This is a genomic window from Daquilactobacillus linshuiensis, assembly GCF_052828685.1.
Genome location: NZ_CM128255.1, coordinates 758,734 through 783,907 on the forward strand (window position 1 = coordinate 758,734; position 25,174 = coordinate 783,907).

Here is a 25,174-nt window from a genome sequence, read left to right on the forward strand (position 1 = left end):
TTATTTCCTTTTCTTTGGCGTTATCGAAAGTGATAGTTTAATTGTTTGTGCTACAGATTTTGATATTCCTAAATCCATTAGATCATTAAGCGGAGTTTCTTTTATTTTTTTAACCGAACCAAATTTTTTCAGTAATTTTGTTCTAGTTTTTGGTCCTACACCCTTAATACTTTCAAGTTGTGATGAAAGTGCGTTTTTACTCCTTGTTTGTCGATGAAACGTTATCGCAAACCTATGCACTTCATCTTGAATTCTTTGAAGTAGATAAAAACCTTGGCTTTTTACATCGAGATCCACTTCTATACCGTCTTCTCCAGTTATTAAATGAGAGGTATTATGTTTATTATTTTTTACCATGCCTGCTACAGGAATTTTTATTCCTAATTCATTTTCTAAAACGTCCATTGCCGCACGTAATTCAATAATTCCACCATCCATAAGTATTAAATCAGGCAGTGGTTTTTCTTCTTTTATCAGTCTTGAATATCTTCTATATATAACTTCACGAGTATTTGCAGCTTCGTCAGATCCTTTTTGATGTTCTACTTCGCCTTTTATTTTATATTTACGATACTCGGTTTTGTAGGGATGTCCATCCTTGAATACGACCATTGCTGAAACGGGACTAGTTCCTTGAATATGGGAATGGTCAAAAGCCTCAATAATATGTCCATATGGAAGGTTCAATGATTTAAATATTTCTTCTTGTGCTCCAAATGTCTTACGATTATCAAGTTCCATTAGTCGAAACTTTTCTTCTAATACTAGTTTAGAATTTTCATAAGCCATGTTTAACAAATCTCTTTTTTGCCCTCTTTGTGGTGTTCTAAAAGGTACCTGTAAAATATCTTCCATTACCGAAGAATCAATATCTTTGGGTATTAGGATTTCTTTAGGCAAAATATTATTTTTTCTATTATAAAACTGAAGTATAAAAGTCTGTAATTCTTCTTCCGGAGTATTAATACATGGAAATACTCTTTTTTCACGCTTCATTAATTTAGCTTGTCTAATAAAGAATACTTGAATTGAAATCCAGCCTTTATCTACATAAAAATTAAAAATATCTCTTGGTGTATTATCATTTGAAATGATCTTTTGTTTTTCAACTGTAGCTTCAATATAGTGAATTTGATCCCTTATTTCAGCAGCTCTTTCGAATTGCAAATTATCTGAAGCTTCTTGCATTTGTTGATTTAATTCTTTTTTTACTGATGAAACATTTCCATTTAAAAAGCTTACAATTTTTTCAATTTGTTTATCATATACCTCAACAGGAACTTCTTTAAAACATGCACCTAGACATTGTCCTAAATGATAATAAAGACATGGCCTATTCATAAATCCCTGACATCTTCTTAATGGATATACTTTTTGAAGAAAATGCAACGTTTCTTCAGCTGCATATACATTAGGATAAGGTCCAAAATAATAAGCACCATCTTTTTTTACTTGACCAGTTATCATCATTGTTGGATTACGTTCTTTTGTAATTTTTATATAAGGATAACCTGTTCCTTTTTTTAGTTTAATATTGAAGTATGGTTGATGTTTTTGAATTAGCGTAATTTCTAATAAGAATGCTTCTTTATCTGTTGATGTTATGATAGTTTCAAAATCAACTATTTCAGATACCAAACGTGCTGTTTTACCTTCATGAGCACTTTTAAAGTATGAACGAACTCTGTTTTTTAAATTTTTAGCTTTTCCAACATATATTATTTTTGAATTAATATCCTTCATTAAGTAGCATCCAGGTCTATCTGGTAATAATGCTAACTTACGTTCTAAATGTTCACTTGCCAAATTATTTCTCCTAAATGTAATATCTCTTTTTATAAATGAGATTCATTTATTTGCTTTAACCATTCTAGACTATTTTACAATAGTTTCAAGAATTGCGATTTAAAAAATAATTTAGTATTATTATGAAGAAAAGAGAGGATGATAATATGGGACTAACAGTTAAACAAGAAAATAACTTTGGGGAAATGTTTGATAAGTTTGCTTCATTACCAGATGATGTTAAAAAAAACATGGACAAAGTAAAAGAAACTGAAAAGAAAGTTAAAGATAACAAAAAAGAAGAAAAATAATTAAATTCATCGCATTTGGGGTGCTTAGGCTGAGATTATACCCATCGAACCTGATTCCAGTTAGAACTGGCGAAGGAAAATGTTTATTGACTATTGCTACCCTTTTGCGATTTTTTAGACAAAGGGGTATTTTTATGACTAAAAATTTTACCGAAATTGCTTATAACAAGTCTTTTGAGCCATGGCATAATAGTTTTACGCATCCATTTATCACTGAATTACAAAGTGGACGTTTGAATATGGATATATTTAAATACTACTTATTACAAGATCGTTATTATTTAGAACATTTTAATAAGCTTTATGAACTAATAGCTCAATCAACTGATAATAAAGAATTAAAGGACTCCTTAATTGCGAATTCTTTAGACCTTGGTGCAGGTGAACTAGCAATAAGAAATACTTTTTTCAAAGAGCTAAACATTACTTCTGAAGAAATAAAAAATACACCTATTACTCCTACTGCCTATAATTATGTATCTCACATGTATAGACAGCTTTACACAGGTAATGCAATCATTGCATCAGCAAGTATGCTACCTTGTGAATGGTTATATCAAGAAATAGGTGAATACTTGTCTGACAAGATGTCACCAGTTCCAATATATCAAAGCTGGATTGACAGCTATTCAACAAAAGAGGTAAAGGAAAATATAATTAAACAACGCAACTTATTAGATAGATTATATGAATCTGTTTCCGTTAAAGATCAAGAAAAAATGATTAATGCTTTTGTTATTAGTTCTCAAATGGAATATAGGTTTTGGGAAATGTCATACACAAAAGAAAAATGGTAAAAAAGAAATGTGAAATAAATATTAAATACTACAATTAGTAAGGATGTTTCAATTCAACACGTTCCATAAACCAGAAAATTTTGCTAAAAAAATAGCCTGTAATCATATATTCGTGATTACAGGCTATTCTTCCTTAATGCTTAATTGCTAAACGATTTCTGCCACAGTTCGTTTATTAAAATTTAAAGTTTAACTTGTTAATATTTCTAATATATACCATATACTCAACCAAAACTAACAAGCTAGCGCCTAAAAGTAACATCATAATGTCACCCTCCTGTTTGTATTAGATTGGATACTATTTCTCTTTCCATGGTTAATTTAACACCTTTTTTACACATTAGCAAATTAACTTTACTCTAATTTTAAACGCTGATTTACGGGGATTTATAATGACATTTTCTTTAAATATTAAAGTATACTTTTTATCTAATTACCATCACTGATATTGGTGAATATTTTGCCATATATGCTGCTTGACTACCAAAATATTTATTTATACCTTTTTTAGCTAAAGAACCGACTATTAAAACGTCAGGTTGTACCTTAGGTATTATTTCTTTAACAATTACTTCTCCAGCTTGGCCTTCTCCTATGACTGTTCTTACGTCTTTTACGCCAGCATTTTTAGCTTTTTTGACATATTCTTCCATATGTTTTTCTAATTCTTTTCTTTCACCATGGATGTAATCAACATCCATAACTTGATAAATATTCATTTCTCCATTTTCTAACACTGATGCGATTATTAATTCTGCATTATGTTCTTTAGCTTCTTTTATAGCGTGGTCAAAGGCTAATAGCGCATCTGAGGAATCATCAACACCAACTAATATTTTTTTAATCTCCATAACCATACCTCCACTATTTTATATTCATTTTCTCTTGATATCGTTTATTTCCTTTGTACAATTCAATAATTGTCCAAATCAATAATGCCAACACTGCAACAATCAAGGTATACGCAATTACATCTGCAGTCATTATTTGAGATTGTGTTGCATTATCACCATAAAATCCTTCAATTTGACCTGGTAAACCAATCATATTCAAATATGTTAATCCAATAACCGATATCCAGCCCAGTATTTTAATCCAAGTAGAATTCTTGAAACGCTCTCCCATCTCGACCTTACTATCTGTCATCATTAACAATGGCAGCATAGAAAAAGGTAATGCAAAAGCTAAGAAAACTTGAGAATTATTCATTAAATCATTCAATGCGCTATGTTCTTCTATTGCACTTTTTCCACTGGTCATCATTACACAAATAACGACAGGAATAACGGATATCAATCTTGTAATCAATCGACGAGCCCACAATGGCATTTTCATATGAACAAAACCTTCCATAATAACTTGACCAGTCAATGTACCAGTAATGGTTGAATTTTGTCCTGAAGCCAAAAGTGCTACTGCAAACAATGCAGATAAAACTCCTGACCTAGCAACACTAGCTAATACTTCATTACTCAATGTAGATGTATCAGATAATGCATGATACAAGCCAAAGAATGATGGATCTTTTACTGCTCCATTTTTAAACACTGCAACTCCCATAATCAGTAACAAAGCATTTACAAAAAATGCAGCTGTTAGTTGAATATTTGAATCCCAAGCAGAGAATCTAACAGTTTGTGCAACTGATTCTTCATCTTCGTGATCTATTTCTCTTGTTTGAGAAATTGCTGAATGTAAATAAAGATTATGTGGCATAACTGTTGCACCGATAATTCCTAATGCACCAGTAAGTGGTGTCTGCCCTCCGATGTGTGGAGTAGCTGCAAATGTTTGAGCATTTGGTACTAATCCCTTTATTACTCCTGACCAATCAGGATTAGATAATGCAACTTGATACACAAACACTAATAAAATTACAATAATTAAAGCAACAACAATTGCTTCAATTTTTCTAAATCCTACTTTAGTTAATAATAGCAATAATAATACATCTAATACAGTTATCAGCACTGCAATAAGAAGTGGAATATTAAATAATAAGTATAATGCAATAGCCGCACCTATTACCTCAGCTATATCAGTAGCCATAATTGCTAACTCAGTTAAAATCCATAAAACAATTCCTAAAGACTTACTTGTTCTAGCCCTAATTGCTTGTGCTAAATCCATTTGACTCACAATGCCAAGCTTAGCCGCCATGTATTGTAAAAGCATCGCAATTAAGCTTGACATAAGAATTACAGACATTAATAGGTACTGAAAATTTTGTCCTCCAGTAATTGAAGTCGACCAATTACCGGGATCCATATATCCAACTGCAACTAAGGCACCAGGTCCTGAATAAGCAAATAAAGTTTTCCAGAATCCTTTTCCCTTTGGAACCTTCACAGTTCCATTAATCTCTTCAAGTGATGGTCCATTAGCATATTCAATTAATTTATGCTTATGAACTACTTCTTTTGTTTCACTCATATAACTCTCCTTTCATATATCCATTAGATATTGTAAAAGGACAAAAAGAGTTTTGACAACTTTTTTTTAAGTAAGCCTAACTTATAAAATCAAGAAAAAGGTCCCTAAAAACGGTTATCGCGAGGATTTTTAGGCTACCCTAATTTTTTTAAATTACGTTAGTTTGCAAACAAAAAATCTGATGATTATTCATCAGATTTTATTTTTTCTATCCATAACGGAAGAACTTCACTTAATTGTCGATAAGTTCTCTCGAAATTTTCATCATACCAAGGATCTTGAATTTCATATGGATTCTCTAGAACTGATGTTGCCATATAAATTTTATTCTGTGCTTCTTTATTTGGTGACATACTCTTTAAATTGTTAACATTAGAATTATCCATACCAACAATGTAATCAAATTTTATAAAATCACTGTCAGTTATTTGTTTAGCCTTGTGATTTATTAGTGGAATGCTTTTTTCTTTTAATTTAGCTATTGCACCTTTGTGAGGATTATTGCCTATTTCATATGTCGATGTTGCTCTTGATTCAACATTTACATTTAAATTATTTTTTTTTACAAGATCACTCATTATCATTTCTGCCATAGGTGAGCGGCATATATTACCTAGACAAACGAAGAGTATTGACTTCATATAAATTCTCCTTAATTTCTATAATATCTTCAGCGTGTAGCAATTTTTCAAAGTTAAAAGCAGCGGATACTGCCTTATATCCAATGTAATATAGATAATTCATTAATTCATCTTTAGTAAATGAGCTACCCTTAAATTTATCATTAATAGCTACTAATATTAAATAAAGGGGACTAACATTTTCCTGTCTACTTTTTATTAGAATCAAATTATTTCCTGTATAACTACTATTTTTTTGAATATAGTTACTTAACAAAATTTTATTTTTAATATGATATTTTTTTACTTCATCAGCGACAATAATAATATCAGAATTCTTTTTTACAATTTCTTTGCATGTATTAGTAACTTTAAGTGTATCCTTTTTTGTAATTGCTTTAATAACTGAATCCGATATATACATCTCGTAACTATTTGCAGCTGCTTGACGTATAGTATATTCATCCCAACCCAATTTTTCTTGAGTATCGGTCATTGTTAGCTGTCCATTATTATCATTCAAAACATCTAGTAATACTTGTTCAGTGCTTTTCTTCTGACTATTTTTTTTTCTTATAGACATTGTATTATATCTACCAAAATCAAATATTTCACTGAACTTATTTTTTAAAGCATAGTATATTTCAAATTCAGTTATACTTTGTTCTTTAAGTTCTTTTGAATATTTTTGAGAAATTACTTTATATGACACTTCAGGGACTACGTTTAATCTTTCAATAAGAAATAGTTTTACATCATTTAAAAAATCATCTGAATAATTTTCTTCATTATAAATTTTATATTTTCTACGACCAATTCTAATTAAAATTTTATCATCAGTTATTCTAAGTAATGTAGACTCCAAAGCACGATAATTATCTTCAGAAACTTCATAGATATCACTTGCATATAATTGTTGTGTTATTTTATTTAATTGATCTAAATTTTTAAGACTTAGCTCAAAGTAGTCGTTATTTTGTAAGTATTTTTCTAAAGCAACTAATACCAATTGTTTTTTGGTTAACTTACTGTAGATATTATCATTATTTATAATTATCTTGTTTGTTATTTTTACTATCTTATTAAACACTTCGACTAGATCCTCATTTGATAGATTAATATCCATCTCTTCAAAAAATGAATTCATTTTTATTAATACTTCACTTAATTTGTTCCCAAAATTTTGATCAATATATTGAAGTAATTTATCAATAAGCCTATCCAAATCAAAGTTTTTTAAGTTTCCATACAATCCTATCTGAGAATTATATCGATTATTATCTTGTGTATAATCAAGAATTTTTTGTGTAGACTCACTTAAATGACTAACCAAAATTGTATTTATCTTTATATCAAAATATGTTAAATCTATTGCTTCAAAAAAAAGATTTTCTTTAGCACTAATTACAAACCTATCTCTTATTTTCTTTTCTATTTGTCTAACTCTTTCGCGAGTCACCCCGAGTCTATCACCAATTTCTTGAAGTGTTTCTTTATTTTGTACTCTTGCTTCCAAAATATTCATACTGTGGCTATAATTTTTATCCTGATTTGATACATCTTTAAAAATAGTCTTATCAATATTAGTTTCATTTAATAGTCTTGTTCTATAGATAAGTTGACTGACAATTGACAATTGATACTTATCTAATTTGGATTTATGTTTTTTTATTATGTCACTTAATTTCTTAAATTTTAATTCATAATTTTGTAAAAAAAACCTTGTGTATGGAACTTGTATGGCTTCCATTGCCCTATACAACGAAAAAGGAGTAATTTCAATTTTATTCAAATCAGAACTTAAAAAGTCATGAACTTCATCAATAAACTCATCTACTAACTTATGTCGTCTTGTCGTTGTCAACTTATAACCCGATTTTTTTATTACATCATTGACACGCTCAAAAATTAAACCATTAATTGCTGAAATTCCAGAATTTGACACAGGAATATTTAAAAATGCATCTTTAATAATTTCATTCGTAGATATAATTTCAGGAAATATTATCGAAATATTTGCACTAGTTTTTAATTGATTAATTTCTTGTAAAAACTCATTTCTTTTTTTATCCCCAAAACCGCGCGCATTAATAACTTTACTAATTGAGTCGTTAGTAATGTCTTTTACTTTATATATATTTTGACTATTGAATATATCCCTAATCAACTGATTTTTTCGATCAGGAAATAATTCTGAAATAGTTCTTTCATCTATAAACAAACTCATAACATATACCCCAAATTTCATGCAATCGCTTTTATATTTAATAAGTATAACATTTTTTGTATTTGTCAACCACTTTACATATAGTAAACCAATTTTTTTATATTGTAAATCGCTTGCATTATTTTACGCTAATGTTTATAATTAGCTTATAAATATTTGAGGTCCCCCTTTTTCCTCAATATTTATTGTAAATCACTCGGTGTTCCCCCCTTAAACACTAAGAATTGATATTACATATTTTCCCTAATAAAAAAGTTCGTAGAAAATTTCTACGAACTTTTTTTATTCTATTCTGTCTCCTTTTGACACTTTTCTTTCGATAGTATCAAAAATTAAATTATTTTTATTTTCCGTTATAACCACAACTATAGTATCTTCAAGATTATTATTATTTACTTGATTTCTATTAATATATGCAATTTTTTCTCCATATTTAACTTTGTTACCGACATCTACAAATAGCTCAAACGGTTTTCCATTCAATTTAACTGTATCTATCCCCATATGTACAAGTATCTCATTACCATTCTCCATTTTAATTCCAATTGCATGTTTACTTTTTTTTGCAATCATTGTTACTTCTCCCGATACAGGGCTATAGATATCATCTGAATCCGGAACAATGCCAAACCCTTCTCCCATTGCTTTTGTATTAAATACAGGATCATTCACATCTTTTATATTTATTAATTTTCCATCTACTGGTGAATAAAAATTATTATTCACATCTTTTTTTAAAAATTTAAACATACTTATTTATTCCCTTCAAAATAATTTCTTATTGCTTGTGATGAGTCTTTTATTTTTTTTATATTATCATCGTAGCTATATCTAAAATAGTCATAATAAATTAAATCAGTAATATACAGTTGTGCAAGTAATGACGTGGTAGCAGCAGTTCTCATTGTCTCTTTTTCTTGTCCAACATCATGTTCTAAAAATATAGTACAATTTTTTGCCATATAACTTTGTGGTGAGTGAGATATAACAATACTCTTAATACCTTTTTTATTAGCAAAGTTAAGTAGATTTTTACACTCTAATGTTTCACCGGAATTTGAAAATAATACTAAAATTACATCATTTATATTTGACGACATAATAGTGGACAACACATGAGTATCGTAACTTGTAGATACATTTTTACCTATTCTTAAAAATTTTTGCGTAAAATCTTGAGCTACTAATCCTGATGCACTTATACCATAAGCAACTACCGTATTGTAGTTAAAAATAAGTTTTGACGCTTTTGTTATATTTTTATTACTGACTTTTTTATTGGTTTGTTGAATTGTATGAGTCACTCTTGCACCCATTTTTTCTTTTAGTTCGTTGACAGTGTCTTCAGGATTAATCTCATTAATAATATCATTTTTAATATTTAAACTTGATGATATCAATATTTTAAGTTCTGGAAACCCTGATCCCGTTATTGATTTTGAAAACCTAACAATTGTAGCTGGACTTACTCCTGTACGTTTTGCCAATTCATTAGCCTTCATCTTTAAAATATCAGAAGAATGTTTTATTACATAATTCCCAACTTTTTGTTCAGCTTCTGATAATGTTGTTAATTTTTGTTTTATGGTTAATAGCACATTTTCCATTTATAAATCCTTTTTTTACAAAGATTCTCTGATTCTTCCATTACTTTTTTTAAGAGAGCTTATAGCTTCATTTTTAGTTTTATTTGTCAAAATCATTAATATAGCCACTTTAACATTTTTATCTGCTTCTTTAAATTTTTTTGTTGCATTTTTTTGATCAGTATCAGTCGCGGTCATAATCATCCTAATGGCTCTTTCTTCTAGTTTCTCATTAGTTGTTAATACATCTACCATTAAGTTTTCATATGCTTTCCCATTCATAACCATAGAACCAGTTGAAATCATGTTTAACACCATTTTTTGTGCAGTCCCTGCCTTCAGGCGCGTCGAACCCGTTAATACTTCTGGACCAACATCAACTTCAATTGCAACTTGAGCTAATTTACTTATTTCTGAATTCTTATTACAAGATATAGATAAAGTTTTTGCCTTAACCAAACTTGCATATTCCAATCCACCAATAACATAAGGTGTTCTTCCACTCGCAGCAATTCCTACAACAGTATCTTTTCCATTTAAATTTATTTTTTTTAAATCATTCGCACCCAATTCTTTTGAATCCTCAGCACCTTCAACAGCGACTGTCATGGCCTTAGCCCCGCCTGCTATTAAACCCAAAACAAGATCTGGACTAGTTCCAAAAGTTGGAACACATTCAGCTGCATCAAGAACGCCAAGTCTTCCACTAGTACCAGCTCCCATATAGATTAACCTACCACCATTTTGTAATGATTCTTTGGCTACTTTAACTGCTCTTGCAATATCATATAACTCATTTTCAATAGCAATTGCTACTTTCTTATCCTCCTTATTCATTACTGTTACTATTTCTTTTTCATTCATTAAATCTAAATTAGTTGTTTCACTATTTCTATTTTCTGTTGTTAATTTGCCTAAATTCATTCTTTAATCACCTATTTTAAATACAATTTTTTGATATGGCTTAATAATATCTAATAAATCTATATCACTAGCATTCACTCTGCCAATAGTATTTACTCTTTCATCTTTTGGTAAATCATTTTTTACTATTTGTAATTCGCCCATATATCTTCCATATTTTAAATTATCTAGTGTTATGGTTCCTTTATTTCTTTTAACAATATTCATTGGATATATTTTTTTATTTATCATGATTCTGCCTTCTTCAATCCTAATTACATCACGAGATAAATCTTTTCTAGAATGAACAATGTTTTTCATAAAATCAGGAAATTCAATACTACTATTTACAGATAATTCAAGTATATCTTCAGAAAAATATTGTCTAAACTGATTCATTAATTTATCACTGATCCTTGGATCTCCAATATATACTAAATCAGTATTTCCACTATCTATTAACTCGATTGATGAAAATAATGGATTGAGATTTCTGTGTTTTTCAACAGTTGGCAAGCCAAGATTCAAAGGCCCTCTTAAATTTTTATCACCAGGAACAAACCCCATAGTTTTAAATCCAGATTTCTTTAAAAAAATGTTCTTTTGTTTGTACCAATTAAAGTCTAATCCTGTTTCTGGCCTTGGATAATAATTATGCCACGCCTGTAGTGAATCAAATCTGGCATTGAACTGTTTTAATTCTTCAATATCTTTTTTTAGTATTGTACTTGCATTTAATGCAATTTTTATTTTATAACTCAATTTTGCTATCTGTTCATTAGTTAACCCATAATCTATTCTTAAGGCTGTTACACCAAGTTCAGCTAACTGTTCAACATTATTAAAGGAATATCCAATTAAATTTAATGAATTTTCATCTACATCGATAGTTAATTGCAAATTGAGATACCTACAGAATTTCGCTAATTCAATAATTTTATTCCGATACGATTTCGAATCTTCTTCTGGAATATGAAGTGAAGTAAACACACCTGAAAATCCGTTAAGTTTCATTAATTTAAGGTACTCTTTAATTTCATTATCAATTTCTTTATTTAAATAAACTGAAAAACCTATCATAACTTTTACCTATTTCTATTATTTACCAAATACTTCATTAATTCTTTCTTCATCAACCCCAAAGAACCAAGTACACAAGAATCCACCAATGTATGCTAAAATCATTGCGATTAAAAACTGAATTTGCTGACCTGGTTGCATAATCAATAGTCCAAATAATCCTGAAACACCTTGTGAAACTGCACCTAAATGGAATAATGATGCTACAATTCCTCCTAGTCCTGAACCGATACATGCAGTTATAAAAGATCTACCTAGTGGTAATGTTATGGCATACATTAAGGGTTCTCCAACTCCTAAAAAGGCGACAGGAATTGAATTCATTGCAAGTTTTTTTAATTTTTTATTTTTTGTTTTGAAGAATAGTGCAAGAGCAGCTCCAACTTGACCACCCCCCGCCGTCATAAGTATTGGCAATAAGTAATTTATTCCTTTTGTTGGGCCGTTAGGATCATTCAATAATACGTGAATTGGAGTTAAAGCCTGATGTAATCCAACTGAAACAAGGGGTAAAAATGAAGCAGAAAGTAAAAATCCTCCCAAAATACCTAATTTAGAATAAATAAAGTCCATTACAATATATATCCCATTAGTTAGCCATGATCCAGCAGGTTGTAAAACAACAACTGCTAATAAAGCTCCAATAAGCACTGTTAATAAAGGTGTGAAAAAAGTATCCAATAGATCAGGCATTACTTTTCTAATATTTTTCTCCAAATAAGCAAAAAATATCCCCATAAATAAAGCAGTAATCAATCCTCCAACACCTACAGTAAAGGGTTTATTGGTTAAGGGCATAATAACTCCCTTTGTTAATAATGGAAAACCAGGTACCGCTATGGATAGACAAATTGTACCACCAATACCACCCAGTATAGCTGTACCTTTAAATTCACGAGCCGCATTCATACCTACAAAAATTGGTAAAAATGTAAATAATCCCCAGCCGATTGATTTAATGGTCATATACCACCATTGATTCATTAAAGAACCATGTGTTTGAAAGTCAATAACATTTGTTAATCCATTAATTAATCCGGCTGCGATAATTCCAGGTAAAAGTGGAATAAATACATTGGCGATGTGCTGTAATCCCCTTTGCAACGGCTTATCATGTTTTTCTTTATTCTGTTTTTTATTATTCTTAGCAATCTCATCTACTGAATCAACTTCTGAATTATCATCATCCTCATAACCAAGTGCAACTTCAGAAAGTTTAGAAAATGGCTCTGCAACTTTGTTGACTTTCCCAGGACCGAGAACTACTTGCAAAGTATCAGCGTCAACAACCGCCAACACCCCTTCAACCTTTTTTAAATTTTCAATATTTACTTTATTTTTATCTTTTACTTGTAATCTTAGTCTAGTCATGCACGCAACATTAGCTTCAATATTATTTTTCCCACCTACTGAATTTAAAATCTCTTCAGCAACTTGATCTGATTTCATAATTTTCTCCTTTTTTGTTAACGTTTTCATTTCTATAATATCATCATAAAATTTTATTTCAAGTATTTTTTAAAAAACTAAAAAATATGAAAAATAATTTCAGGGAAATATAAAAAAAGTTCGTAGAAAATTTCTACGAACTTTTTTTATTCAGTTACTAATTGAACCAACGCTTCAGCATATATTTCCATTGCTGTTCTCATATCTTTTATTGACCAATTTTCATTTGCTTGATGCATATAATCTGGTGTTGTTGGTAACATTGCCCCAAATGCAACACTATTTTTCATGGTACGCGCGAATGTTGCTCCTCCAGAAATTCCTGGTTGTGAAGTTTCATCGCCTGTAACTTTGCTATAAGCACCCATAAGCTTTTTGACCAAATTACTTTCTTTAGGTACATATAGTGGTTTTAAATAATCAAAATTTTCATATCTCAAATTAAATGGCTTAATTTTTTCTTCAATATCACTAATTAATGTATCATGCTCAATTTTCACTGGAATTCTCATATCAATTTGTACACGAGATTCTCTTTTATTAATTTGTAGGCTTGATATATTAAGTGTTAATTTACCTGATACATCATCTTTTATATCCCCGAGAATATTAGAACCATTAGCATCTTCACCAAATTTTTTAATGAATTTAAGTATTTCAATATTTTTAAATACATCTGCAAGAGCTATTCCTAGCCTCAAAACAGCATTTATTCCTTCTGTTGCATTCATTGAATGAACCGACTTACCTTGAATAATAAGCCCATCATCAGTTTTCTTATATTTAAAATTATGTTTTCTTAGTGCTTCTTCTACTTCACCTTGCTTTTCCCCATTATAAACTGCCGATCCAGGAACTGCATTAAATGCATTAATTAAGTCTATATTCAACTCTTCACTTCCAGGTCCAATCAAATATGATTGTTGTAATCCTTTTTCGGCGTACACAAGAGGAAACTCTGCATCTGGCGCAATTCCCATGCTAATTTCTTCTTCATTCTTCGTATATTCCACCATTCCGCGCCACAGATTTTCTTCATCGGTTCCAAAAATAAAACGAATTCTTTTATTAAATGTCAAGCCCTTATCTAGTAAAGCTTTAACAGTATACATTGCAGCAATTGTTGGTCCCTTATCATCTTGTGTACCACGTCCAAACACAGCTCCATCTTTTTGAACTAATTCAAATGGATCTGTATTCCAAGCTGACGTATCTCCAGCAGGAACTACATCAACATGACAAATCAATCCAAAAATCTCTTTTCCTTCTCCGACCTCAGCATATCCATAGTATCCTTTTGGATCTTCATATGTTTTAAATCCTAACTCATTTGCTATATTGATAATTTCATCTAAAGCAAGTCTCACACCTTTTCCAAATGGAGCATTTGGCTCTGATTCGCTTAAAAATGAAGGTTTAGAAACCAACCTACTTAAAGCGCCGATTGCTTTTTTTTGAATATCATCTGAAATATAAGTCATAGTATTATTCTCCTTAAATTAGAGTGCAAATTACTAAATAAGCAATTGTTACAACAAATAATATAGCCATTAATTTTGCGGTAAATTTAAGCCATGTAACAATATCTACATGTCCTATTGCTAAAGCTCCCATAACTATTCCTGAAGTTGGTGTAATGATATTGACCCAACCAATAGCACTTTGATATGCAGTAATGATTAATTCAGGACTAACACCGGAAAACTTACCAAGAGGACCCATAATTCCCATTGTCGCAGCCGCAAGGCCTGATGTCGAAGGAATCAAAAATGACATTGGAATATAAAAAATGAACGTCAAAACAATAAATATTCCTGATGGAAGACTTTGCAGTCCTTTTTCACCAGCGTGTAAAACAGTTGCTGTTATATTTCCATCATTCATAACAATTTGAATACCACGAGCAACGGCAATAACTATAGCAACACTTAAGAATTCATTCATACCTCCTAAGAATGCATCAATAAAGTCGCTTTCTTTCATGTGATAAACAAACATAACAATCACCGACATGAATAAGAAAAGCATTGTCATTTCACCAAAATACCATGTACCAAAAGGTGCCATATCTTTTCCTAATAAAGTACCTAAAAATGGAACATTAGTAATCCATTTAGTAAAATCATCAAAAATACTCCAGCTTGAATTAATACTTGTCCATGGAACAAGACCAACAATCATAATAATAAAAGTCAATCCAAATAACCAAAGTACCGCTTTTTGTCTTTTAGACATATCAGAACCATCATCAGCATCTGAAACAGAGAATTCTTTTAAATCTTCTTCTCTGCGATTAAAAACATAAGAGTTCTTAGGGTCTTTTTTAACTTTACTTGCATATCTCATAACATAAACAATACTAATAGCCACAGTTATTACAAATAAGATAAGGCGCTGAATCAATCCATCTCCAGGAGAAATATTAAGACTCTGAGAAGCTACACCTGTTGCAAAAGGATTTAGAGTTGAAGCTAGAACCCCAACTTGAGAGCCAATTAAAGCAACGGATATTGCAACTAAAGAATCAAATCCAACACTAATCATAACAGCAATCAAAATTGGATAAAAAGCGATTGTTTCTTCTCCCATACCAAAGGTAGTACCACCAATAGCAAATAATGTCATTAGAATTGGTATTAATATTTTTTCTTTTCCAGCATATTTTTTTAAGGTTGCTGAAATTCCATCGTCTAAAGCACGCGTCTTATTTACAACACCTAAAAAACCACCAATTACTAAAATAAATAAAGAAATAGCTACCGTACCATCGCTGTCTTTGGTTCCAACCATCCCTTTAATTGGAGCCATAAAAACATCCCATATACCTTGGGGATTTGCTGCCTTACTGTGATAAGTATTAGCTATTATTTCTCCACTTTTAGTTGTTGCATATTCTCCAGCAGGAATAATCCATGTTAAAATGGCAACAATAATAATTAAGAAAAATAAAATAGTAAATGAAGACGGCATGTTAAGCTTCTTTTTCTTTTTTTCCATCTTTTCACTCCTTTTATATATTTATTATATATAAGGATACTTGATAGTTAGGGGATTTAAAAGGAAAGATTAGATTTTTTTTAATAAAAAAGATATTATTATATGCTAAAATTTATTTTAGTTATATTCTGATATGGAGAGAAAAATGACAAATACTATTAATATATTTAATTTGATACAAGCACAGTACTCTTCACTTACACCTTCTGAAATGACAATAGCTGACTACTTCTTAAATAAAAATAGTTTGGATAATTTTAATATTAATTTTTTGTCAAAAAAAATCCACACATCGACCTCTTCTATAACGAGGTTTGTTAAAAAAATTGGCCTAGATAACTATAAAGAATTTATATACTTATATAATGCAAGCTTAAAAAATCAAAACTTGTTTTCCACTATTAAATCTGATATTTCTCAAAACTATTCTAACTTAATTGTAGAATCCGAAAAAAACTTTAGATCAAATGCAATAAAAATTTTTTCCGACTTAATATTTAATAATAGATTTATATGGTTTTGGGGATTAGGCTTCAATTCATTCGCAGGTGAAGACTTTTATTTTAAATTTTTTAGATTTGGAAAAACAATTACCGTTTTAAAAGATCATCATACTATATTCACTGCCTCTCACCAATCTAAAAAAGACGATTTAATAATAATTAGTACTATGAGTGGGAATGATGAATATCTAATCAAAGGCGCAAAAACAGCTTATAAAAAAGGGGCAACTATATTGGTAATTACCGGCAACGAGGATTCTCCCTTAATTGACTATGCAACTGAAACTATTTACTGTGCTCAACTGGAACCAAATCAAAAATTAGGACAGATATCTCCTCAGATACCTATCCTAATTCAGCTTGATATGATTTATTCACAATACTATGCAGATAATGAGATAATTATTGGAAAAAAATGGGGAGAATCAGAACATTTTCTAAATTAATTAAAAGATATGGCAGCCCCTATTAAATTAGCATCATTTTGATATTTACTTGGGTTTACTTCAATTTCAACATCTTCATATCCTCTTGCATGCAATAAACTATTTGCATGTATTTTTATTTTATCAATTAATTCGATATTTTGTGACACTCCACCACCAATAACATTAACTTCAGGATCAATGGTTACTTGGATATTAAAAATTAATAATCCCATTTTTTTAATGAACTCATTTATAAGTTCCTGTGCTTCAGGATCTGAACTTCTTGCTAATTCTTTTCCTGATATATTTGTATGGTTAATTCTATTATATTTTCTTGCTTGATGAACCAAAGTATAATTCCCTATTGGCTTATTACCTGACTCAATTAGTCCATATTCACCAGCTAATAAATTATTCCCTCTAAGAATATGATTATCTATTACAAATGCCCCACCAATACCCGTTCCAATAACTATAAAAGCACTTGTATCAAAATTCTTGGCTACACCATACTTTGACTCACATAGTGCAGCACAGTTTGCATCATTTTCTATTGAAACTTTTTTTCTAAACTCATTTTCTAATATTTCAACTAACTTTATTTCATGTATATAAGGAACAGCACTCAAACCAGTAATTATTCCCAATTTTTTATGGACAATTCCTGGACAACTTAGTGCAATGCCATCAATCTTCTTATCATCAATAACATTTTTCATAGAACTTATTAATTGTTCCAAACTATGTGGCGTATCAAATTTCTGATGATTAATTATTTTTTTCCCATCCCAAAAACCACATTTCACTGTAGTTCCACCGATATCAAAACAAGCTAACATAATTTCACCTACTATTATTCATTAAATCCATTATTTTTTATTAAATAACTAAACCATGAACCGCTTTTTTTCATTGTTCGTGAATAATTATTTAAGTCTAAGTAATAAAATCCATATCTATTTTTATATCCATTTAACCAAGACCAACAATCTATAAATGTCCAAGTATGATAACCAATACAATTAACACCTTCATCAATAGCTTTGTGCAATTGAACTAAATGCTCTTTCATAAAGTTAATTCGATAATCATCCTTAATTATACCGGAATTATCAATAAAACGTTCTTCATTTGCTACTCCCATTCCATTTTCTGAAATAAACCACGGCTTATCTGTTAGTTTATCAATTGTTTTTGCAATATCATAAATTGCATTTGGATATATCTCCCAACCTCTATAGGGATTCACACGACGATCTTCCCATATATAATTTTCATAGAGATCAGTAGGATCCTTTATTACTTTTTTTTCAGTTAAAGGAGCCTGTACACGTAATGGCTGATAGTAGTTAATTCCCAAAAAATCTACCTCAGAAAACTTAATTATCTCCGGTTGATATATTATATTTTGATCATCTATTAAATTGTATTTTTTCAATAAATTTATTAATTCTATATTAACTTCACCTTTTAAAGCGGGAGTTAAAAAACTATAAATGTTTAATAAATCTGCTCTTCGAGATGCTAACTTATCTTTTTTATCATCACTTTTAGGATATGCAGGTGTTAAGTTCAAAATGATGCCAATTCTTGAATCTTTTTCATAATGATTTTTTTTAAACGTTCTAACTGCCTTGGCATGTGCAAGTAATGTATTATATCCAGCTGCTATTGCTTTTTTAAAATCATGAATTGCCGGATAATGAAAACCATTTAAATAACTACACTCAACATGTACTAGTGGTTCATTAAATGTAATCCAATCATGAATTATATCTCCAAATTGTTCAAAACAAGTTTTGGCATAAAATTCAAACCAATCAGAAGACTTAGGGTTTTCCCATCCACCCTTTTCCATTAACCACCAAGGCATATCAAAATGAAATAAATTAATAATAGGTCTGATATTATTCTTTATCATTTTAGTAAAATAATCACGATAAAATCTTACGGCTTCTTGATTAATTGTTTTTCCATCAGGTAAAAGTCTTGTCCATGCGATTGAAGTCCGAAAAGAATTCAGGCCTAGTTTTTTCATATGCTCAATATCTTCAGAATAATATTCATACATCATTGAAGTATTTTTTGGCCCTTGATTGTCATTAAACTTTTCGGGATTAAGTTCAAACCATTTATCCCATGTTGAATAACTTTTTCCATTTTCTAAAGAATGGCCTTCTGTTTGTGGAGCAGATGTAGCTGATCCCCACATAAAATCATTTGGAAACTGGTATTTCATTTTTTCATACCTCAATTGATAATGTTTTTATTTGTCCAGGTTTAAATATTCCTAAATCTATTTTTTCGCCAGTAATTTCTACACTTTGAGCTTTTTCTTCCAAATCAACAAACTTAGTATTAATTTTTTTGTTAGACCTTATCTCTCCCCCCTTAATTTCATTATCATCATAATTTATAAGTCTGACTATTATATTATTTTTGAAGCCTTTATAAATAGCACTTATATTTACATTAATATTATCTGTATTAAAATATCCAAATTTTTCAACGTTTTGAGGAAGCTTATTCATAACAAAATATTCTAATGTATTAACAAATTTATTTAAATTTTGAATCTGATAATGTGGTAAATAAACTGAATAATTATGAAAATCATTAATTATCTCATTTGCATTAAATTTATCATCAATAATATTAATAGCAAAATTAAATTCCATATTTTTTAGTAACTGGCTTTCGGGTGTAGGAATATATCTAAATTGATTACCTGATGCAACACCGGGTCTTCTTAATAAGTCAGGCCTTCCTAAAAATCCTACAGATCTAAACATTGTTAAAGCAATGTTACTAAACTTATCACCAACAAGTTCATATTCTTTTATCCCTTTACTTAAAACTGAATAAGATCTTTTTGAATTATGTACGTTAACAAAATGAATCATTGGGTATATGGCAGAAGGTTCCTCTTTATAATCTAATTCTCTCCATTTATTTAAATTATTATCTATTACTTTCCTGTTAATAAAACCAAAAGGTGTATCAGCATAAGAAAAATCATTTTTAATATTTGAATTTAAAAGTACTCTTAATCTATGATCACTTATTTTATTATTTATTTTAACAGCAAACTCAATAAGTTTAGAATCTTTCTTTAAACCAATTCTAACCTCATATACCAATTGGCCATCCTTTTTGTTGTTAGCCCTTGATTTTAGATTTTTAGGTAATTTCCAAACTCCAGAAACGATCATTTCATCTTGAAGTACACCCTTAATAATTTCTACTTTAGAATCTCTAAAATTCAATTTGTATACTTCATTTTTATATGCAGGAGAAAAATCATACGTATCTCCTTCATCGCCACTGTCTTCGAACTGTACGGCATCGTTAATTACTCGCTTATTTTTTTTATCCGTTATAGTTATTAATCCTTGTTCTGATAATTCTAATTTAATTAATTCATTCTCAATTTTGGAAGCTCTAATATTACTTGCTTTTTGCCTACTATTACTTTTCACTATTCTATATTTTTCATATCCAAAAGCATCAATTTTAGTTTTAATAAGAATTTTGGTTAAATAATAAAATTTATTTTCTTCATAAGAAGTATTGTCACGCTTAATTTGACCTGAGTATATTTTTTCTTGAGATAAAATTTGATAATCAATTTCACTATTTTGTAAATTAGTTATTTTAAAATTTTTAAATTTAGTTGAGACTTCTACTTTAATTATTTTTTGGATTTGTTTAGATTGTACGTTATAAATTAAAAAGTCATTTTCAGCATTATCCTTCATTGAAATAGACATTTTTCTTGTTAGGTAATCTATTTCTGAAGTTACTAATCTTTCCGCCTCTTTAAACCTTTTGTTTATATCTTCATTAGTTACATCACTATTACAACCGCCAGCAGAATCATGTGCTTGATTTCTTACAAGAATTTTCCATATTTTATCCAATAAGCCTTTCTTGTATGGAATATTATTCTTATCAGCGATTACCATCAGAGGTTCTAAGGTTTCAGTAACCAATCTCTCTAACTTATCATTATAATATTTTAGATCGTATCTAGATGAATAAATAGACCTATGAATTTTTGATACTGATGGGTCTATAAATTCCCCACTTAATACGTCTAATTTAGATATTTTATTTTCAAAGTCAGAAAAAGCTTTAGGATAATTACTTTCAACAAAATTATAATTAGAATATTCTTTATTTGCTTGACTAATTTTTTCTTTTAAATTGAAATCAATATACCTTTGATCTCCTCCCAAAGGAAGAACAATATCATTAATATTCTCACTTTTTAAAGTATCAAGTATTTCAGGTAATTTTTCTTGCTCCTCTATCAGTGGAACACCTGCATAATACCCACCATTAATGTTTAACACATTAACATTAGATCCATCACTAGATTTCCAATTAAAAAATCTATTCTTTGTAAGGTCTACTGGTAATCCTCTCCAAAATACAGCTCTTCTTATATTAAATCCGTTATAAATTTTAGGCATATCTTGTCCTTGTCCAAAAGAATCTGGTAAGTACCCTATAGACATATAACCACCTAATTTCTTGGCTAACGACATTCCCAATTGTAAATTTCTAATAATAGATTCTCCCGAAATAATAAGTTCATCTGTTTGAGTATACCAAGGCCCAACAAATAATTTCCCCGACTTAATATATTTTTTAAATAACTCTTTTTTTTCAGGGCATACTTGCAAATAGTCATCAATAATCGACATTTGACCGTCAATTAAATAATATTCCAATTTATTATTTTCCAGTGCTAGAAAAACTTCATCCATGTTATGAATAAATTGGATCATTGCATCTTGTCTAGTGAAATACCATTCAAAATCCCAATGTGTATGTGGAATAACGTTTACTTTTATTTTTTCACTCATATACTTACTCCCTTATGTAAATTGGAGAGAATTTCTAAATTCTCTCCAATTTACACTATATCTCATTAATTAATTGAACTATTTTATCTAAATTATTTTCATTTTTAAGTCTTTGTATAAATTCTTCATTCATTAATTTTCTAGCAACAGTACTCAAGATTCTCAAATGTTCTTTACCACCATTTTTAGGTATAGATAGTGCTATAGCCATATTCACCGGCTTTTTATCAAGTGCATTCCATTCAATTGAATTGGTAAACTTAATGTAGAATAATCCGGTCTTAATAACACTACTATCATTACTGTGAGGAATTGCTATGCCATTTTTAAAACCAGTAGTAGTTTCACCTTCACGAGTTTTTAAACCCAAATAGAATTTTTCATCTGATAAAGTATATCCATTTTTTTTAACTAACTTAGCTATATTTCTAAACGCCTCATCTTGAGTTTTACTAGTTGAGTCAATCAATATATTATTCTTATTAAAAATACTTTCTTCCATTTAATCTCTCCAATTTACAATTCTATTTCTACTTCTTTAGCCGCTTCAGTAACTTTTGGAGATCTAGTAAAACCGATTATTAAAGCAGTAGTCAAGATTCCCATACTTACACTAAATATCCAAGTTACGAAGGGAACAGGCTGATCAATATATCCTATGAAAGTTCCTAATGGGGACCCAATTCCACCATAAAACTTACATCCGAATCCAGCAGCCAGCCCACCAGCTAAGGCTGAACCTATAACATTAGCAATTATCATTCTAACCGGATCCGCAGCCACAAACGGAATTGCTCCCTCAGTAACTCCAACTAACCCCATTCCAAGAGTTGCACTGGCAGCAACTTTCTCATCCTTACTAAACTTTCTTTTAAACATTATCGTAGCAACCCATACTCCAAGAGGCGCTACTGATATAGCAGCTTGAGAAGCGGTTTGAGGTACAAAATTAGCTCCTTGAACGCCAAATTTTGTCATTGTATCTGTGAATACAGCAGTTCCAAAAATTAATGCCGTTTTATTTACAGGGCCTCCTAAATCAAATCCCATCATTGCTCCAATAATTGCTCCAATAATAAATGGCGCACTGGTATAAGTTTTTGTTAACCAAGAAAGCCAGTTATACATAGAATTCATTCCACTACCAAGTGGCTGTCCTATAACATAAAATACAATAATTGAAATAAAAAATGTTGTAACAACTGGGATTATCATAATTGGAACAATAGGTTGTATAATTTTAGGCCACTTAACTTTTTTAAAATATTTTACAAAATACCCTACAAGAAACGCCACAATTAAAGCACCTATAAATCCACCTCCAGATTTTGTATGCAATAAATCAGGATCATTCACAATATATGCTCCAATCATTGCTGGTGCAATTGCTGGTTTGTCTGCTATTGAATTTGCAACAAACCCAGCAAATAATGGAATCATCAACTTAAACCCAGCTTGTCCAACTTGAAACATATTCGACATAAATAAACCTACAGGAGTTTTAGTATCAAATCCCCATTTAACAATTCGTCCTAAATCATCTTTTTGAAAAGCATATACATTAGCAATTGCTAAAATTAGTCCTGCAGCAATTACCATAGGCACCATATAAGATATACCGCTCATTATATGTGTAAAAAAAGTCGTTTTTTCAGAATCATTACCAATTTGAACTTTTCCTACTTTAGAACCTTTCTTCCCAAAAACCGTCCCTTCTATGTTTGCCTTTTTAATTAGTCCTTCCGCATCATCAATGGCAGCGTTTGAATCGGTTACAAACATTTTTTTCCCTGTAAATCTCATGGGATCTATTTTTATATCTGATGCAATTAATACTAAGTCTGCATCATCAATCTCTTGCGATGTTATTTTATTTTCAACACCAATTGCACCATTAGTTTCTACCTTAACATCCCATCCTTCTTTTTTTGCAGCTTTTTCAATCGCCTCTGCTGCCATATATGTATGAGCTATGCCGGCAGCACAGGCAGTAACAGCAACTAATTTTTTTGCCATATTATATATTCCTCCCTTTGTTATTAATTACTATTAAATCATAAATCAGGATAACAGAAAGCGTTTTCCGTTATCCTGTTATTTTTTTCAATTTATAATATATGTTTGAAACTAATTCCATTAAAAAAACCATCTTAATCGATAGCCCTTCTATTAGACACGTAAATCTAACAAACGGTATTTTCAATTAAGATGGTTCTTTTTATATCATATTAACTATCTGCATTAAAATTGGAACAACAATAACAAACAATACGGTACTTGTTGTTACAACATTAGTTGCATATTCAACATCCCCATGGGCTTGACCAACTAGTATTGGTAAAACAGCAAGTCCAGGAGCTGCTGCTTGTATTACTAAAGTACTTTGTTCAACATTTGGCATTGATTGTCCCATATGGGCACCTATCATTACCATTGCAATCATAAATGCTGGTGCGAAAACAAATCTTCCTAATAAGGCAATTACAGTATCACGATCAAATTTAATTGATTTCAATCCTGCATCTGCCAAAATAATTCCTATATATATTAATGACATCGGTGTAACAATTCCACCTACCATGTCTAAGGTTTTATTTATCCATTCTGGAACTGGAATAGCTAACAATAAGAATATTAATGAAACTAAAAATCCAACTAATGGAGCAGGTAACAGTTTTTTCCAATTAAATTTAGCTTTTTTACCTTCTGATGTAGGATCATCTGCTGATATAAAGAATACACCTATTGCCCATGTAGAAACTGTATTCATAACATAGTATATTAAAAAATAAGGCAAACTTTTTGTTCCAAACAAAGCTAAATTTAATGGCAATCCAATAAAAATCGTATTGGCATTAGCAAACATATTAATCATTGTTCCCCGTCTTCCAGGTCTAACTTTTAATATTTTTACTAATAGTATTGCCAATAAATAACTAAGAGCAAAGCTACCAAACGCATATACCAATCCTCCAGATAAACTTGCTAATTTATCTCTTGTTAAATATTTCAATACAGAGACAAAGATTGAAGCTGGTAGTGCAACTTTCATTATTATAAATTCAATATTTTCTTTAAATTCTGAACCAATTTTATTTGATCTTTTTAACCAATAGCCTAGTGCAATTACTATAACTATTTCTGCTACGCTTTCTAGTGAAGTTATAAAAGCTTCCATTTTAAA

At 30.0% G+C, this 25,174-nt stretch carries 21 protein-coding genes and 1 riboswitch; of the genes, 3 read left to right on the forward strand and 18 right to left on the reverse strand.

Annotation, left to right across the window (positions count from 1 at the left end):
• Positions 1 to 1,806, reverse strand: a complete 1,806-nt coding sequence (uvrC, locus tag ACUV9F_RS03990; RefSeq protein WP_446183074.1) for an excinuclease ABC subunit UvrC — start codon at positions 1,804 to 1,806, stop codon at positions 1 to 3.
• 122 nt (positions 1,807 to 1,928) lie between these two features.
• Between uvrC and ACUV9F_RS03995 the strand changes: the two genes are divergently transcribed.
• Positions 1,929 to 2,096, forward strand: coding sequence for an SPJ_0845 family protein (locus ACUV9F_RS03995; RefSeq protein ID WP_446183075.1), 168 nt, complete (start codon positions 1,929 to 1,931; stop codon positions 2,094 to 2,096).
• A 6-nt stretch (positions 2,097 to 2,102) separates the two neighbouring features.
• A riboswitch (TPP riboswitch) is annotated at positions 2,103 to 2,191 on the forward strand.
• Positions 2,192 to 2,230: 39 nt separating this feature from the next.
• The gene (gene tenA / locus ACUV9F_RS04000; protein ID WP_446183076.1) at positions 2,231 to 2,893 is read left to right on the forward strand and encodes a thiaminase II; all 663 of its coding nucleotides are present in this window, start codon (positions 2,231 to 2,233) and stop codon (positions 2,891 to 2,893) included.
• 425 nt (positions 2,894 to 3,318) lie between these two features.
• On the opposite strand, the gene ACUV9F_RS04005 is transcribed toward tenA, so the two are convergent.
• The 11 genes from ACUV9F_RS04005 to ACUV9F_RS04055 form a co-directional block, all read right to left on the reverse strand.
• Complete coding sequence (locus tag ACUV9F_RS04005) at positions 3,319 to 3,750, reverse strand: universal stress protein (protein WP_446183077.1); 432 nt, start codon at positions 3,748 to 3,750, stop codon at positions 3,319 to 3,321.
• A 7-nt stretch (positions 3,751 to 3,757) separates the two neighbouring features.
• Positions 3,758 to 5,326, reverse strand: a complete 1,569-nt coding sequence (locus tag ACUV9F_RS04010) for an Nramp family divalent metal transporter (RefSeq protein ID WP_446183078.1) — start codon at positions 5,324 to 5,326, stop codon at positions 3,758 to 3,760.
• Positions 5,327 to 5,511: 185 nt separating this feature from the next.
• Positions 5,512 to 5,904, reverse strand: a complete 393-nt coding sequence (locus ACUV9F_RS04015; protein ID WP_446183079.1) for an arsenate reductase/protein-tyrosine-phosphatase family protein — start codon at positions 5,902 to 5,904, stop codon at positions 5,512 to 5,514.
• A 31-nt stretch (positions 5,905 to 5,935) separates the two neighbouring features.
• Complete coding sequence (locus ACUV9F_RS04020; protein WP_446183080.1) at positions 5,936 to 8,173, reverse strand: sigma factor-like helix-turn-helix DNA-binding protein; 2,238 nt, start codon at positions 8,171 to 8,173, stop codon at positions 5,936 to 5,938.
• A 282-nt stretch (positions 8,174 to 8,455) separates the two neighbouring features.
• Positions 8,456 to 8,923 carry a PTS sugar transporter subunit IIA gene (locus ACUV9F_RS04025; protein WP_446183081.1) on the reverse strand — a complete coding sequence of 156 codons (468 nt, stop codon included), beginning with the start codon at positions 8,921 to 8,923 and terminating at the stop codon, positions 8,456 to 8,458.
• A 2-nt stretch (positions 8,924 to 8,925) separates the two neighbouring features.
• Positions 8,926 to 9,780 carry a MurR/RpiR family transcriptional regulator gene (locus ACUV9F_RS04030; RefSeq protein ID WP_446183082.1) on the reverse strand — a complete coding sequence of 285 codons (855 nt, stop codon included), beginning with the start codon at positions 9,778 to 9,780 and terminating at the stop codon, positions 8,926 to 8,928.
• A 15-nt stretch (positions 9,781 to 9,795) separates the two neighbouring features.
• Positions 9,796 to 10,683, reverse strand: a complete 888-nt coding sequence (gene murQ / locus ACUV9F_RS04035; protein WP_446183083.1) for an N-acetylmuramic acid 6-phosphate etherase — start codon at positions 10,681 to 10,683, stop codon at positions 9,796 to 9,798.
• A gap of 3 nt (positions 10,684 to 10,686) precedes the next feature.
• Positions 10,687 to 11,742, reverse strand: a complete 1,056-nt coding sequence (locus tag ACUV9F_RS04040) for a DUF871 domain-containing protein (protein ID WP_446183084.1) — start codon at positions 11,740 to 11,742, stop codon at positions 10,687 to 10,689.
• 18 nt (positions 11,743 to 11,760) lie between these two features.
• Complete coding sequence (locus tag ACUV9F_RS04045) at positions 11,761 to 13,191, reverse strand: PTS transporter subunit EIIC (protein WP_446183085.1); 1,431 nt, start codon at positions 13,189 to 13,191, stop codon at positions 11,761 to 11,763.
• A gap of 146 nt (positions 13,192 to 13,337) precedes the next feature.
• Entirely contained in the window at positions 13,338 to 14,672 is a 1,335-nt protein-coding gene (locus ACUV9F_RS04050) for a M20 family metallopeptidase (protein WP_446183086.1), read from the reverse strand.
• Positions 14,673 to 14,685: 13 nt separating this feature from the next.
• The gene (locus ACUV9F_RS04055) at positions 14,686 to 16,188 is read right to left on the reverse strand and encodes a YfcC family protein (protein ID WP_446183087.1); all 1,503 of its coding nucleotides are present in this window, start codon (positions 16,186 to 16,188) and stop codon (positions 14,686 to 14,688) included.
• A 145-nt stretch (positions 16,189 to 16,333) separates the two neighbouring features.
• Between ACUV9F_RS04055 and ACUV9F_RS04060 the strand changes: the two genes are divergently transcribed.
• The gene (locus tag ACUV9F_RS04060; RefSeq protein WP_446183088.1) at positions 16,334 to 17,137 is read left to right on the forward strand and encodes a MurR/RpiR family transcriptional regulator; all 804 of its coding nucleotides are present in this window, start codon (positions 16,334 to 16,336) and stop codon (positions 17,135 to 17,137) included.
• On the opposite strand, the gene ACUV9F_RS04065 is transcribed toward ACUV9F_RS04060, so the two are convergent.
• The 6 genes from ACUV9F_RS04065 to ACUV9F_RS04090 all read right to left on the reverse strand — a co-directional run bounded on the left by ACUV9F_RS04065 (position 17,134) and on the right by ACUV9F_RS04090 (position 25,168).
• Positions 17,134 to 17,958 (reverse strand): ROK family protein, encoded by an 825-nt coding sequence (locus tag ACUV9F_RS04065; protein ID WP_446183089.1) that lies wholly within the window; start codon positions 17,956 to 17,958, stop codon positions 17,134 to 17,136. The two genes, ACUV9F_RS04060 and ACUV9F_RS04065, sit on opposite strands and share 4 nt — an antisense overlap.
• A 14-nt stretch (positions 17,959 to 17,972) precedes the next feature.
• Positions 17,973 to 19,358, reverse strand: coding sequence for a glycoside hydrolase family 1 protein (locus tag ACUV9F_RS04070; protein WP_446183090.1), 1,386 nt, complete (start codon positions 19,356 to 19,358; stop codon positions 17,973 to 17,975).
• 4 nt (positions 19,359 to 19,362) lie between these two features.
• Positions 19,363 to 21,990: a glycoside hydrolase family 38 N-terminal domain-containing protein gene (locus ACUV9F_RS04075; protein WP_446183091.1), complete on the reverse strand. Its 2,628-nt coding sequence runs from the start codon at positions 21,988 to 21,990 to the stop codon at positions 19,363 to 19,365.
• Between the two features lie 55 nt (positions 21,991 to 22,045).
• A complete protein-coding gene (locus tag ACUV9F_RS04080) occupies positions 22,046 to 22,492 on the reverse strand; it encodes a PTS sugar transporter subunit IIA (RefSeq protein WP_446183092.1) in 447 nt (148 codons plus the stop codon).
• 14 nt (positions 22,493 to 22,506) lie between these two features.
• Entirely contained in the window at positions 22,507 to 24,006 is a 1,500-nt protein-coding gene (locus ACUV9F_RS04085; protein WP_446183093.1) for a PTS fructose transporter subunit IIC, read from the reverse strand.
• A 202-nt stretch (positions 24,007 to 24,208) separates the two neighbouring features.
• Positions 24,209 to 25,168, reverse strand: a complete 960-nt coding sequence (locus ACUV9F_RS04090; protein ID WP_446183094.1) for an AEC family transporter — start codon at positions 25,166 to 25,168, stop codon at positions 24,209 to 24,211.
• Positions 25,169 to 25,174 lie beyond the last annotated feature (6 nt).

What these genes read in the sequence shown, in the direction of transcription:
- ACUV9F_RS04020 (WP_446183080.1), bottom strand. Translation starts at nt 8,173, where the DNA reads ATGAGTTTGTTTATAGATGAAAGAACTATTTCAGAATTATTTCCTGAT.
- ACUV9F_RS04085 (WP_446183093.1), bottom strand. Translation starts at nt 24,006, where the DNA reads ATGGCAAAAAAATTAGTTGCTGTTACTGCCTGTGCTGCCGGCATAGCT.
- ACUV9F_RS04030 (WP_446183082.1), bottom strand. Translation starts at nt 9,780, where the DNA reads ATGGAAAATGTGCTATTAACCATAAAACAAAAATTAACAACATTATCA.
- murQ (WP_446183083.1), bottom strand. Translation starts at nt 10,683, where the DNA reads ATGAATTTAGGCAAATTAACAACAGAAAATAGAAATAGTGAAACAACT.
- ACUV9F_RS04050 (WP_446183086.1), bottom strand. Translation starts at nt 14,672, where the DNA reads ATGACTTATATTTCAGATGATATTCAAAAAAAAGCAATCGGCGCTTTA.
- ACUV9F_RS04005 (WP_446183077.1), bottom strand. Translation starts at nt 3,750, where the DNA reads ATGGTTATGGAGATTAAAAAAATATTAGTTGGTGTTGATGATTCCTCA.
- ACUV9F_RS04060 (WP_446183088.1), top strand. Translation starts at nt 16,334, where the DNA reads ATGACAAATACTATTAATATATTTAATTTGATACAAGCACAGTACTCT.
- ACUV9F_RS04070 (WP_446183090.1), bottom strand. Translation starts at nt 19,358, where the DNA reads ATGAAATACCAGTTTCCAAATGATTTTATGTGGGGATCAGCTACATCT.
- ACUV9F_RS04025 (WP_446183081.1), bottom strand. Translation starts at nt 8,923, where the DNA reads ATGTTTAAATTTTTAAAAAAAGATGTGAATAATAATTTTTATTCACCA.
- ACUV9F_RS04055 (WP_446183087.1), bottom strand. Translation starts at nt 16,188, where the DNA reads ATGGAAAAAAAGAAAAAGAAGCTTAACATGCCGTCTTCATTTACTATT.
- ACUV9F_RS03995 (WP_446183075.1), top strand. Translation starts at nt 1,929, where the DNA reads ATGAAGAAAAGAGAGGATGATAATATGGGACTAACAGTTAAACAAGAA.
- ACUV9F_RS04015 (WP_446183079.1), bottom strand. Translation starts at nt 5,904, where the DNA reads ATGAGTGATCTTGTAAAAAAAAATAATTTAAATGTAAATGTTGAATCA.
- ACUV9F_RS04010 (WP_446183078.1), bottom strand. Translation starts at nt 5,326, where the DNA reads ATGAGTGAAACAAAAGAAGTAGTTCATAAGCATAAATTAATTGAATAT.
- tenA (WP_446183076.1), top strand. Translation starts at nt 2,231, where the DNA reads ATGACTAAAAATTTTACCGAAATTGCTTATAACAAGTCTTTTGAGCCA.
- ACUV9F_RS04075 (WP_446183091.1), bottom strand. Translation starts at nt 21,990, where the DNA reads ATGAGTGAAAAAATAAAAGTAAACGTTATTCCACATACACATTGGGAT.
- ACUV9F_RS04065 (WP_446183089.1), bottom strand. Translation starts at nt 17,958, where the DNA reads ATGTTAGCTTGTTTTGATATCGGTGGAACTACAGTGAAATGTGGTTTT.
- ACUV9F_RS04040 (WP_446183084.1), bottom strand. Translation starts at nt 11,742, where the DNA reads ATGATAGGTTTTTCAGTTTATTTAAATAAAGAAATTGATAATGAAATT.
- ACUV9F_RS04090 (WP_446183094.1), bottom strand. Translation starts at nt 25,168, where the DNA reads ATGGAAGCTTTTATAACTTCACTAGAAAGCGTAGCAGAAATAGTTATA.
- ACUV9F_RS04080 (WP_446183092.1), bottom strand. Translation starts at nt 22,492, where the DNA reads ATGGAAGAAAGTATTTTTAATAAGAATAATATATTGATTGACTCAACT.
- ACUV9F_RS04045 (WP_446183085.1), bottom strand. Translation starts at nt 13,191, where the DNA reads ATGAAATCAGATCAAGTTGCTGAAGAGATTTTAAATTCAGTAGGTGGG.